Genomic DNA, 12538 nt, shown 5'->3' on the forward strand with positions numbered 1-12538 from the left:
ATACAGAACGTGAAGAGATATACTACAAGTATTCACGGTTTTTTTCAACTGCAAACCACGAATAAATAACAACAAAATAACCTATCTTTTCAACTAAAGTTAAAAATAATATATTTAAAATATAAATACTGAATAACAAATAGTTATAAAACACATACTATCAAATGATAGTATGTGTTTTTATTATTCTTAACTTTCTTTTACAGCCTGCGTTAAGATACCCACAGCCTCTTCAAGTTCACCGGTTGTCAGATTCCCGAACCCCAATCTCATTGCTGTAAAACTATCTGTCTGGTACAGTAACTCCTGAGGCAAATGAAGATTTCTTTTCAAACAATTTTTACTGATCCGCATTAGATTTAGCTGGGGATTCCATTTTGTCCAGACGGATAATCCACCCGGCGGCGAAGAAAAACTCAGCTCCTCCCCAAGCTGTTCACGGAGCAAATCCACAAAAGTATCCCGGCGTTCCTGGTAGATTTTCACTGCTTTTTTGAGGTGCCGCTGAATCTCTTTTTCCTCGAGCAATTCGGCCAGTGCCTGCTCCATTAACATATCTCCCTGCCGATCCACAAGCCTCCTGAATTTCGCCATTTCCCGGATCAGGTTTTCCGGAGCGATCAGGTATCCAGAACGAAAACCAGGAGCCAGTGATTTGCAAAATGAACCGATATAAACCACCATTCCATTGGTATCTGCGCTCGCTAAAGGCAGCACCGAATTTCCATTATAATGAAAATCGTAATCATAGTCGTCTTCCAGAATGATAAAACCATAAGTAACGGCAAGCTGCAACAATTCTACTCTACGCTCAGCACTCAGGGTAACAGTGGTCGGATAATGGTGATGCGGCGTAAGATATAGCATCCTTATTTTTTTTGTTTTGCATAATTCACGGATCGCATCTACAGATATTCCATCAGCATCTACAGGAACAGAGATAATCCTGCCTCCGCACTGCTGAAAACACATATTCGCGAGGTAATAACTTAAATCGCCAACAATAACCAGATCCCCGGGTTCAATCAGCATACTGGACGCCATATATATGCTCATATGAATCCCCCGGGTGGTCAGGATATTATTCTTATTAATATGTAATCCCCTGGTATTATTCAGGTAGGACGCCAGTGTTTCCCTGAAATATTCATTTCCTTCTACGTGTGAATAGCCGAAATGCTTGTAATTGGTTTTACTTTTCAATATCCCACCGTAAACTTTAGATAACCTTTCTAGCGGAAGCAGCCTGATATCGGGCAGACCATCATTAAATTCCAGTCCGGCTGTGGAACTGACGGTTAAAACGTCGAGTAAAATACTTTGTTTAAAGCGATAACCTGTTTCTGCGGGATAGCTGGTCAGAAATTTCTCATCGTAACGTTGCAGTGAGATATTTTCCTGTGGCCCTTTATTTCTGACAAAAGTGCCTTTATTGGGCCTGATTTCAGTCCATCCTTGCGCATCCAGTTCATCATACGCGGCAATAATGGTCTTTCTGTGTACTTTCAGGTCTTCGGCCATGCTACGCGTTCCAGGTAGCTGAACTCCAGCTAAAAGCACCCCTCTTTGTATTGCATTGATCATTTGATGGGCTATTTGAAGATACACTGGACGGTCTAATAACCTATCGATACGGATAACACTTTGAAAAGAAATTTGAACCGGACTACTCATAAACTTAAAACTGGTACCTATTAACTGTCCGGCAAGGTAATACTTTTGGCACAAACAAATGAACTCAATGGAATTAGAGGAGCTTCTTCAACATATAGTCAGCGATGACCACACACATGCCCGCTTCCTGAATACACTCTCTTTACAAGAGAATATCGGGGCCAGGAAGATATCAGCGAACGAAAGACCGGAAACATCCACCTATATGGTTTTAAAACATGCGGCAGAAGAACACCGGCATGCCTTCTATCTAAAGAAACAAATTGCCAGGTTAAATGCAACAGCCTGCCCCACCTACGAGCCGGACTACCTGCTAGCACCTTATAGCAGCAAGTACTACCTGAATAAACTGGATCTGATGACCAGCCGTTATTTAAGGGACAACCTCCAGTTAACTGGTTCGGCATTAAAATTTGCAGCTTATTTACTGGTAACTTATGCGATCGAAGTTCGTGCAGACCTGATTTACCCAATTTATCAGGCCGTACTTACACAGCACAAGAGCAAGGTTAGCGTGCGTTCTATCATTCTGGAAGAGCAGGGCCACCTGGAAGAAATGACGGTTCAGCTCAAAAACTTTTCCACGACATGGGAAAATCATGCAGAAAAGATAACTACTATAGAAGCAGTACTCTATCAGGATTGGATCAATGATTTAGCCAAAGCTGTATAGCATGAAACGTGGCGCCAACGAAATAATGCTGGATAAATTAAATTTGAGAAAGATAGATTATACTTTTCGTAGTCTTCAGACAAAGAACGACTTGTATGACTTCAGTTCAAATGATTATTTAGGCTTTGCACGCTCTGCGGATTTGCATCAGGTTATTAATGAAGCTTTAAAAAAACATCATCAGATAGCTAATGGCGCAACAGGTTCAAGATTACTTAGCGGGAATTCTGTCTTTGCAGAAGAATTGGAAGAAGAGATTGCCGGCTATCATCAGTCAGCAAACGGACTGATCTTCAATTCTGGCTATACCGCAAATTCAGCCTTATTTTCCTGTCTGCCACAGAAAGGTGATACCATTCTTTATGATGAGTTCATTCATGCTTCAGTAATCGATGGCGCAAGACTGAGTTTCGCTTCACGCTTTAAGTTTATTCACAATGACCTGGAAGACCTGGAAAAGAAAATAAAAAAGAGTACCGGAGCCTGTTACGTTGCGGTTGAAAGTATTTATTCAATGGATGGTGATAGTGCTGATTTAATTCGCCTTGCTGCTTTATGTACAAAGTATCAGGCGCATTTAATCGTTGATGAGGCACATGCTTTTGGTGTGATTGGTACCGGACTGGTTGATTCACTGGGGATACAGCAGGAGGTTTTTGCGCGCATAGTTACGTTTGGAAAAGCGTTGGGTTTACATGGCGCAATCGTATTAGGCACTGATTTACTGAGGGATTACCTGATTAACTTCGCGCGTCCCTTTATCTATACAACTGCCCTACCCTTCTCTCAGCTTTTAGCTTTACAAATCGCCTACAGACACCTTTTATCTTACTTACTGCTCAAAAGTACTCTTCAACATAAATCATCGCTTCTGAAGGCTAATTTACCCCCTCAGCATCAAGCAAGATGCAGGGATAATATAGGCGCGATATATTGCCTTATCATTTCTGGCAACATGGAAGCTATTCAATTCAGCCGCACTTTACAAAATAAAGGTTTTGATGTACGGCCAATTTTAAGTCCGACTGTTCCAAAAGGCAGTGAAAGACTGCGCATTTGCCTGCATACTCACAATACCGACGAAGAAATACTTGAATTATGCCGTCATATCAAACAACTGAGTCAATAAATTATATGGACAACAAACCCCTATTCATCACTGGCATTGGTACTGAAGTCGGAAAGACCATTGTTTCTGCCGTGATTACTGAACAATTGAAAGCTGATTACTGGAAACCAGTACAGGCCGGAGATCTGGACAACACGGATACCGACAAAGTGAAACAGCTGATCAGTAACACCAGAAGTGTTTTCCATCCGGAAACTTATCAATTCGAAATGGCAGCATCACCCCATCGCGCTGCAAAAAGCGAAGGGATTGAAATACGTCTTCAGGATTTTCACCTTCCCGAAACAGATAACCAGTTACTGATCGAGGGCGCAGGAGGATTATTCGTTCCGCTTTCTCACCGGTTTTTAATGATAGACCTGATCAGGCTTTTAGGTGCAGATGCTATACTGGTGGTCAGAAACTACCTGGGTTGCATTAACCATACCCTGCTCAGTATACATGCATTAACAAGCAAAAACATCCCATTAAAACATCTGGTGCTTAATGGAGATTTCGATTTTGACACCATGAATGTCCTGCTTCATCACCTGCCAAAAAATAGCACATGGAGCAAATTACCTGAATTCACAGAGATTAACAGAGATGCGATTGCAAATGCACCTTTTCAGTTTAACCCTATTCCGATTATCAATTAATTTTATTTAGCATGAACAGTAATACGACTATACGCAATGACTGGTCTATCCAGGAAATCGAAAACATCTATCATCAGCCTTTACTGGAACTTATTTATCAGGCTGCAACCGTGCATCGCCAATGGCATAAGGCCGGAGAAGTACAGGTTTGCACCTTATTATCTGTAAAAACAGGAGGCTGTCCTGAGGATTGTTCTTATTGCGGGCAGGCCGCCCGTTATCATACAGGAATTACCGTAAAAGCATTAATGTCAAAAGACGATGTTGTAGCCATTGCGCAAAGAGCTAAAGATTCTGGTTCTTCCCGTTTCTGTATGGCCGCAGCATGGCGCGAAGTACGGGACAACCGGGATTTTGAAAACATTCTGGAAATGGTACAGGGTGTAAATGAGATTGGCTTAGAGGTTTGCTGCACCCTCGGCATGATTACCGAAACACAAGCTGAAAGATTACAAGAGGCAGGATTATATGCTTATAATCATAATCTTGATACTTCTAAAGACTATTATCAGGAAATTATCAATACACGTACCTATGATGACCGGTTATCCACCCTGAACAACGTCAGAAAAGCAGGAATTTCTGTGTGTTCTGGTGGAATCATCGGACTGGGAGAGACTCATGCAGACCGGATTAATATGCTCCACACTTTATCAACGCTGGCACAACATCCGGAATCTGTTCCTGTAAATGCATTGGCAAGAGTAAAGGGTACACCTCTGGCTGATCTGCCAAAAGTTGACTCCTGGGAAATGGTCAGAATGATTGCCACAGCAAGAATACTGATGCCAAAATCTATGGTCAGATTAAGTGCCGGACGTGCAGAAATGACGACCGAAGAACAATCGTGGTGCTTCATGGCTGGTGCTAATTCTATCTTTACGAGTGAAAGCGAAGAGCTGCTTGTAACACCAAATCCAAGATTAGATGACGACAGAAAAATGTTTGATTTGTTAGGTTTAAAGCCTATGCAAAAAGAGAAATCTATAACCACAAATACTGCATTATGAGTTCAATAGAAGAAGATACCTTAAGTTTAACTGAAAGAGATCTAAAGGTTATCTGGCACCCTTATACCCAAATGTTAAATGCAATTATCCCTACAGCGATTGTACGTGCTGAAGGCTGTTATTTATTTGACGAGGAAGGCAATCGCTATATAGATGCAATCTCTTCGTGGTGGGTAATCCTTCATGGCCACTCCCACCCTTATATTGCAGACAAGGTATCTGCACAGATCAGAAAACTTGACCAGGTAATCTTTGCCGGCTTTACGCATGAGCCCGCTGTTGAACTTGCCGAAAAGCTGTTGAGCCTGCTTCCTCAAAATCAGGAAAGAGTTTTTTACACAGACAATGGATCTACAGCAGTAGAGGTAGCTTTAAAAATGTGCATGCAGTATTGGCATAATCAAGAGAAGGCAAAAACAAAGGTAATGGCTTTTAATAATGGATATCACGGGGACACTTTTGGCGCGATGTCGGTTAGTGGCCGCAGCGCATGGACAGCTCCATTTGATGCTTACTTATTTGAAGTAGTCTATATTGACCTTCCGACAGCTGAAAATCTACCTGAACTGAAAAGACAGATTTCTGCAATAAGTGATCAGCTGGCTTGTTTTGTTTACGAGCCTTTGGTTCAGGGCTCTGCTGGAATGTTAATGTATGGAGCTACCGAATTGGATGAACTCATGAAGCATTGCAGATCAGAAAACGTATTTATGATACAAGATGAGGTTTTTACCGGGTTTGGACGCACCGGAAAACATTTTGCCGCGGATCATTTGACGGAAAAACCGGATATCATGTGCTTTTCTAAGGGATTAACCGGGGGAACAATGCCCTTAGGAGTAACAACCTGTTCAAAAGAGATTTACAATGCATTTTTATCTAAAGATAAGATGAAGACATTGTTTCATGGTCATTCTTTTACGGCAAATCCTCTGGCCTGTACTGCGGCTTCAGCAAGTATTGATTTATTACTGACGGAGGAAACTCAGCAGCATATAGACCGGATCTGCCGCAGACATGCTGGTTTTCTGCAAAGGATCAGGCAACATATGCGCGTAGAATCGGCAAGGCAAACGGGAACAATTCTGGCCATCGAATGGCGTACAGAAACGGGCACTTCTTATTTCGATGACCTGAGGAATTTATTATATGATTACTTTTTGAATAAGGGGATTTTAATGCGCCCACTGGGAAACGTAATATATATTTTACCACCCTATTGCATTAGTGACGAGGATCTTGATCGTATTTACGAAGAGATCGAAGGGGCACTTGAACTTTATTAATGTAAAAGGGGCTTTTTGAAAGCCCCTTTTTTACCCGTAACGTTTCTCCAGAATAATTTCCTTAAGTTTTGTATAAAGGTTATAGTGATTGAAATAGATGTCTTTATTTCTTGTGGAGAGTGGAGCTGGTTCTTTAATGATTTTTTTGATATCTTCTATGATAGTAGGGCTATCGAGGTCTATTAACCTGATATAGCGCTCGTCATAAATATCAGCGATATTTGGTGCACCGTTATAAATAGGGATCGTGCGGCATAAGGCACAATCCACAAATTTCTCAGTTACATAATTCCATTCATTTGAATTTTCAATTGCAATAGAATATTCATAAGGTAATAAGCCTGTAAATTTATGTTCCAGCCACCCTCTGAATCTACGGTCTTCAGTTTCCAGCCGCTTTCCATAGATATCAATATCCAGATCTGAATCCAGTATCTTGTTCAAAAGACCAAAACGTTTATTATAAATCCCTACTGGTTTATTTAAATAAGAGACAATCATAGAAAGCTTTTTCTCTTTTTTAATCACCGTGGCTGCGTCAAAAAATTGATAAGGCACAAGATCATGATAAAACATATAAGAAGGAGATGTGATCACGTCACCACCGATGTGAAGGTTATGTGCTTTTTCAAATAATTCGGGATCATGGACGAGTACATAATCACTGTGTAACAAAAAATCAATATACTCATGTGCTTTACTAAACGAAGGCTCCTGGATGATGGTAATTACCTTAGCTTTCGGATTAACAGGTTCATCTGTACGATTAAACACCACAGCATAGTCGTAGTCATTTGCAATGGTAAACGCTAAATCATTGTCGTAAATAAGATAATTTGCTTTGAATCTTTTTAAGAGACTCTCTGAATTATCATAGTTGGAGAGGAATTTGATCTTCGTCATAGATAGCTGTTTTTTTTATAGATACCTAAGATAAAGAATGGAAAAAGCAGCGCATAACATCTGCTTATTTTGGGACATATGACCTTATCGGGCATAAAAAAACCGGTCCGATAAATCGGACCGGTATAGGTCAATTATATAGTTAATAAACTTAAACTAACTGAACATTAATTGCGTTAAGACCTTTACGGCCTTCTTCTACATCATAAGTAACTTTATCGTTCTCACGGATGCTAGCCATTAGGCCTGTTGAATGAACAAAGATTTCACTGTCACCATTTGCTGGTACGATAAATCCGAAACCTTTAGTTTCATTAAAAAATTTTACTACTCCTTCTTGCATTGTATTATTATTATAAATATTCACAAATGTACTTATATATTTTTACATACTATTAAAAAAACAAATAATATTTTTCTCATCAGACTAAAACGGCCTTGGTATTATAGTTAAAGAAGCGTTCATAAACAATTTTACCTCCTTTAACTTCAAATACCCATGATTCATTTAAAGTGCTTGTGCCGATGTCTTTAAGGACCATATTCATCTTTAGTCTCAAACAAAAATACTCTCCAATCACTAATAATTCAGAAATCTCTATACTGTTGGCTTGTTCCATCTTCCTGGAATACAAAAACCCCCGGGTTTGATGAATAGCTTGAGCTGAATAGAAAGCCTGAATAGCGTCATCGTTTCTACCTTCACGCCATAATTGAATGAATTTATCCGCAACTTCCCGAGTGTTCATTATTGATTAATTTTGATAAATACCTGATTAAAAAACTGAAAGTACAAAAGAAATTCCAGCCATCAAATAAATACTTAAACAATAGATAATTAATTAGATAACAATCAAAAAAGCTAGTTCGATTTAGTTTTAAAAAATAATCGGTATAGCTTGCTGTAATAATTTTTAAGATTATATTTTGCACATATTTTTTTATGATAATGGCGGTACCTGTTGTATCTCCCGTAGTTAAACCTGTTGATATATCCCATTAATATAATCCTAAAGCGATTTCCACCTGATTATCTTTAATCAAATCCAGATTGTTCAGTTGTTGTGCCATGTAAATACTAGTTAGTCTTCCTGTTCCTTCTACTGCTACGTATGGCCCGATTTTATCTACGGCCAAAAGAGTAATCCCCTGTAGTTTAACTTCACTGTCTTTCAGTGCATTGTAGATACCGGTAACCCGTGGATCCAGAAATGGCATTTCATTGATGTTTTTAGCTGCATCGGCAACCAGATAAGATCCATCAGTATTTCGTTCCCACCCAGGCAGTTGCAGGGTATAAACCATATCAAGATCTGATCTGTTAATTTCCAATATTGCTTTATACCATTTAACGTATAAGGAAATGGAGTCTACCAGGCTCTGTTTAAATTCCAAAACTATGTCTATTCCCTCCCGTTCCAGATAGTGGTTACCTGAAAAAAGCATTTTCATAGTCTCTTCTCTTCCTGATTCATAGAGTGGATTAAAGAATTCTGAATATACTTCCCCTATTGCCCATCTCCTGAGGACTTCATGCCGGTCAATTTTTTCTATTAATTTCATCTGATTGGGTTAATTCTTATTTGATATTTAAAGAGAAAAAGGCATTATTGCCAGGTAAAGTCTATCTTTTCGAATAATTTGGGTGTTCCCATGTTGTTGGGCAGCTCTACGACATTGATAAAGAAATTTGTTTCAGCGATATACAGCGGGACCCTGAATACGGTCTGTTCTTCAAAGTCAGGTTCATCGCTTGCAGGTGTAACATCAAAGGTGATACGGCCATAGCTTAACTGAAACAATTTCTGGTCTTTGCCATAACCTACTGGTATACATTCCAAAGACTGGACCCGCTCTGCAAGATCGGGAAGGATCCATCGGATAGGGTTAAAATACAGCACATAAAATAAGTCAGGAAGATACAGGAACTGATGTTTAAAAAATTCACTGAGGGGCTCTTCTTTGGTCAATGTTTTGGGCATGAAATAAACGTACTGTGGAATAGCAGTTTCTTCAAAAGGGTACATAACTACTCCATCAATAGGTTTTAGAACACGGTTTCTGGCTTCTGCATAGGCTAAAAAGGATGTTATACTACTCATAAACTGCTTTTAAATTTAGGGTTGGATTTCACGGTCAGTTCCAAGTTACAAAGAAATCGAAAGCGTAATCAGGTGATTGATTTTTTGGGACTTTTGACCCTGCAAAGCGGCGTCAATCATTTTTAAATTGACATCAAATAGATTATTATGGAACAACCTTTAGTTAGCTGTATTATGCCAACTGCCAACAGGCAGAAATACATTCCTTTTGCAGTGGATTATTTTTTACAGCAAGATTACCAGCATGCCGAATTAGTCATCATTGATGATGGTAAGGAGTCTATTGCTCCTTTGTTACCTCAGATTCCTAACATCAGGTATTTTTATATTCCCCCACTGGGTACGATTGGAGCAAAACGCAATTATGCCTGCAAAAAGGCACAAGGTGAGATTATTGTGCATTGGGATGATGATGATTGGTATGCTTACGACTGGATTACTCAGCAGGTGAATTTCCTGCTGACTTCGGGAGCCGATATCTGCGGAATCAAGCATATCCATCATTATTCGGCTATCATGCAAGCATTTTGGCAGGGTGATGCTGAAAACAGGAATAACCCAAATTCAAAACCATTTCTTGCGGGAGCGACCATGGTGTACCGAAAGTCTTTTTGGCAGCAGCATCCTTTTAAGGATCTGCAAAAAGGTGAAGATGAAGGTTTTGTACAGACTCCTGGAGCCAAAATATTTGCACATGACTATATTGATGGTTTTATTGCTATGCTGCATCCTGATAACACAACGATTAAATCATTCGAAAATCGTAATCACAAAAAGAACCGTTAATCAGTTCTGATCATAGTTATATATTCAGGATATTTGCGGATAACTACCTCCTTATGAAAACATATATATTCTTATTCCTTGCTATCATTTCAGAGATTATAGCGACTACGGCATTAAAGGCTTCAGAAGAGTTTACCAGGTTGTGGCCTTCTGTTATTGTGATCTTCGGATATGCTATCGCTTTTTATTTCCTTAGCCTGACTTTAAGAAAAATGGATCTAGGCATTGCTTATGCGATCTGGTCGGGCGTGGGCATAGTTTTAGTTACAACACTAGGAGCTGTTTTTTATAAGCAAAAACCTGATATGCCTGCTGTTATAGGCATTGTGCTGATTATAATTGGCGTAGTTGTAATTAATTTATTCTCAAAAAATTCCGGACACTAGTCCGGAATTATACACAGGTCCAGCCTGCCATCTTTCTGTGGTTCCACTTTTTCTCCAGGTAAAAGAATTCACTGGCGGCAATAGCTGCTGCTTCTGCCTGCTGGTCTAGCGTACAGCTATCTAAATGATCTACTACTGACGAAGAAACCAGTGCATGCCTGATTTTCAATGCGGCCAATGTATTGGCATAATCATTATCAGCACACCAAAATTGATAGTTTTCGTCCAGTTTCCCAGTAAGCCTGAAAACATCACGCTTCAAAAACAGGCACCATCCTGCAACTTCATACCTGCTTCGGTACCCCGGATAAAGCCCATTATCCTGCTCAAATCCCATTTTGGGATGATGAAAAGAACAAAAAGGAGACGCGCTCGAGAGATCATAGTATTTATGAAAGGATTTTAATATTTCGGTTGCCCAGCCTGGGTGGAAATGCAGGTCGTTATTACACAGGCAAACGTATTTGGAAGATGTAATATCAATTCCAATATTCATATATCGGTGGTAACCAAATGCTTCTTCAGGGTATATGGTCGTAGTATTTTTGTATTGAAACGGTTTAATTTCCTGCTGCGATTCCATCACAACAACGTTAAACTTGATAGTTTCCTGATCTTCTGAGTCCATCAAAGAATTGATGCAGTGCTGGGTAATCAGTTTTAACTCTTCGTTCTGTGCGAAGCTTAAGATAATAACGTCAATTTCGGTCTTGCTTTTCATAGGGTACCTGTATTTGTTATCACAAGTTACAAACAAAATCAAAGGGTTATCCTCAATCTTGTATTTGGGGACATTTGACCCGGTTTATTACTTTTTTATAGTAATTATGGAACTTTTGACCCTCCCAATCCAGGCAGTTGTTATTTATCTTCAAGTCAAAAACAAATTTATGTCAAGGTTCATCAAAATCATCTTATTTGTATTGCTGCTTGCAATAATCATTTATTTATGTATGTTTTTATACCGCGTGGGTACAAAACCGGAACCTCATCAAAAAACAAATCCACCTTCGATATATGCCGCTATCAGCCGTATATAATTTCTTTCAGTTTGGTGTATAGGTTATATTTTTCAAAATAGATCTCTTTATTTATTCCTGAGCCAGGCGCAGGGTGAGCAATTATATTTCTAAGATCCTGAACAATATGAGGACTGTCCAGATCTATTGTCCTGTAGTAACGCTCATCATAGACTTCTGAAAGATTAGGTGCTCCATTGTAAATAGGTGTCGTATTGCATAAAACACAGTCCACAAATTTTTCTGTGATGTAGTTCTTTTCATTAGAGTTCTCAATAGCTATAGAGTATTCATAGGGCAATAAACCTGTGTATTTATATTTTAAATCACCTTTATATCTTTGGTCCTGAATATTCAGACCACGTCCATAAATATCAATATCCAGATTAGATTTTAAAATATTAACTAACACTTCTATTCTTTTATGATAATTAGCCCGGTTAAAGTATAGTCCTGATACAATCATTGATAATTTTTTCTCTTTTTTGACTTGCCCGGCGCGGTCGTAAAAAGAATGATCTACATGATCATGGTAAAACATAAATGCAGGAGATTCAATGACCTTCCCTCCTAATTTCACGTTATTGGTCTTCTCAAATAGTTCCGGGTCATGTACCAGGATGTAATCACTATTGGTCAAATAAAACTTATTTTGATGTGCATCACTCCAGGAAGGCTCCTGAATTACTGTAATCACTTTGGCACCTGGTTTTAGCAGATCATTAGCTCTGTTAAAAACAACAGCATAGTCGTAATCCTCGGATGTTGTAAAGGTGAGCAGCTCATCTTCCACTTTATAATTTGCTTTGAATCTTGTGAGCAGGTTCTCAGAAACCTCGTAGTCGGAAAAAAATTTAATCTTCATAGTTTATAATTTTGCTTATTCCTAAGTTAAAAATTAGCTGGTCGAATCGTGTCACGGACAGGATTAT

The 12538-nt window shown here is 39.2% G+C and carries 15 protein-coding genes; 7 read left to right on the forward strand and 8 right to left on the reverse strand.

The features are described 5' to 3' along the window. Window positions 1–189 precede the first annotated feature (189 nt). A complete protein-coding gene (locus tag HDE70_RS12410; protein ID WP_183890435.1) occupies window positions 190–1674 on the reverse strand; it encodes a PLP-dependent aminotransferase family protein in 1485 nt (494 codons plus the stop codon). A gap of 67 nt (window positions 1675–1741) precedes the next feature. Here HDE70_RS12410 and HDE70_RS12415 point away from each other — a divergent pair, with 67 nt between their 5' ends. The 5 genes from HDE70_RS12415 to bioA are packed head-to-tail and all read left to right on the forward strand — an operon-like array spanning window position 1742 to window position 6410. After that, on the forward strand, window positions 1742–2347 hold the full coding sequence (locus tag HDE70_RS12415; protein ID WP_183866672.1) for a hypothetical protein: 606 nt from the start codon (window positions 1742–1744) through the stop codon (window positions 2345–2347). Window position 2348: 1 nt separating this feature from the next. Beyond that, on the forward strand, window positions 2349–3476 hold the full coding sequence (locus HDE70_RS12420) for an aminotransferase class I/II-fold pyridoxal phosphate-dependent enzyme (RefSeq protein WP_183890437.1): 1128 nt from the start codon (window positions 2349–2351) through the stop codon (window positions 3474–3476). A gap of 5 nt (window positions 3477–3481) precedes the next feature. Then, window positions 3482–4114: a dethiobiotin synthase gene (gene bioD / locus HDE70_RS12425; protein WP_183866670.1), complete on the forward strand. Its 633-nt coding sequence runs from the start codon at window positions 3482–3484 to the stop codon at window positions 4112–4114. An 11-nt stretch (window positions 4115–4125) separates the two neighbouring features. Further along, window positions 4126–5124 carry a biotin synthase BioB gene (gene bioB, locus HDE70_RS12430; RefSeq protein WP_183866669.1) on the forward strand — a complete coding sequence of 333 codons (999 nt, stop codon included), beginning with the start codon at window positions 4126–4128 and terminating at the stop codon, window positions 5122–5124. Then, window positions 5121–6410 (forward strand): adenosylmethionine--8-amino-7-oxononanoate transaminase, encoded by a 1290-nt coding sequence (gene bioA, locus HDE70_RS12435; protein ID WP_183890439.1) that lies wholly within the window; start codon window positions 5121–5123, stop codon window positions 6408–6410. Before bioB ends, bioA begins: the two co-directional genes overlap by 4 nt. Window positions 6411–6440: 30 nt before the next feature. On the opposite strand, the gene HDE70_RS27140 is transcribed toward bioA, so the two are convergent. The 5 genes from HDE70_RS27140 to HDE70_RS12460 form a co-directional block, all read right to left on the reverse strand. Then, the gene (locus HDE70_RS27140) at window positions 6441–7313 is read right to left on the reverse strand and encodes a glycosyltransferase family 10 domain-containing protein (protein WP_221302043.1); all 873 of its coding nucleotides are present in this window, start codon (window positions 7311–7313) and stop codon (window positions 6441–6443) included. Between the two features lie 151 nt (window positions 7314–7464). After that, entirely contained in the window at window positions 7465–7656 is a 192-nt protein-coding gene (locus tag HDE70_RS12445; RefSeq protein ID WP_068396992.1) for a cold-shock protein, read from the reverse strand. A 79-nt stretch (window positions 7657–7735) separates the two neighbouring features. Then, on the reverse strand, window positions 7736–8062 hold the full coding sequence (locus tag HDE70_RS12450; protein ID WP_183890441.1) for a SnoaL-like domain-containing protein: 327 nt from the start codon (window positions 8060–8062) through the stop codon (window positions 7736–7738). 250 nt (window positions 8063–8312) lie between these two features. Beyond that, entirely contained in the window at window positions 8313–8876 is a 564-nt protein-coding gene (locus HDE70_RS12455) for a hypothetical protein (RefSeq protein WP_183890443.1), read from the reverse strand. Between the two features lie 44 nt (window positions 8877–8920). After that, window positions 8921–9415 carry a hypothetical protein gene (locus HDE70_RS12460; protein WP_183890445.1) on the reverse strand — a complete coding sequence of 165 codons (495 nt, stop codon included), beginning with the start codon at window positions 9413–9415 and terminating at the stop codon, window positions 8921–8923. Window positions 9416–9562: 147 nt separating this feature from the next. Between HDE70_RS12460 and HDE70_RS12465 the strand changes: the two genes are divergently transcribed. Beyond that, window positions 9563–10201 carry a glycosyltransferase family 2 protein gene (locus tag HDE70_RS12465; RefSeq protein WP_183890447.1) on the forward strand — a complete coding sequence of 213 codons (639 nt, stop codon included), beginning with the start codon at window positions 9563–9565 and terminating at the stop codon, window positions 10199–10201. Between the two features lie 53 nt (window positions 10202–10254). Continuing rightward, a complete protein-coding gene (locus tag HDE70_RS12470; protein WP_183890449.1) occupies window positions 10255–10587 on the forward strand; it encodes a DMT family transporter in 333 nt (110 codons plus the stop codon). 7 nt (window positions 10588–10594) lie between these two features. Here the strand turns inward: HDE70_RS12470 and HDE70_RS12475 are convergent, their stop codons facing one another. Both HDE70_RS12475 and HDE70_RS12480 read right to left on the reverse strand, forming a co-directional pair. Next, window positions 10595–11308, reverse strand: coding sequence for a glycosyltransferase family 2 protein (locus HDE70_RS12475; RefSeq protein ID WP_183890451.1), 714 nt, complete (start codon window positions 11306–11308; stop codon window positions 10595–10597). Window positions 11309–11613: 305 nt separating this feature from the next. Continuing rightward, a complete protein-coding gene (locus HDE70_RS12480; RefSeq protein WP_183890453.1) occupies window positions 11614–12471 on the reverse strand; it encodes a glycosyltransferase family 10 domain-containing protein in 858 nt (285 codons plus the stop codon). Between the last annotated feature and the right edge of the window lie 67 nt (window positions 12472–12538).

This window comes from Pedobacter cryoconitis, assembly GCF_014200595.1.
Taxonomy (GTDB): domain Bacteria; phylum Bacteroidota; class Bacteroidia; order Sphingobacteriales; family Sphingobacteriaceae; genus Pedobacter; species Pedobacter cryoconitis_C.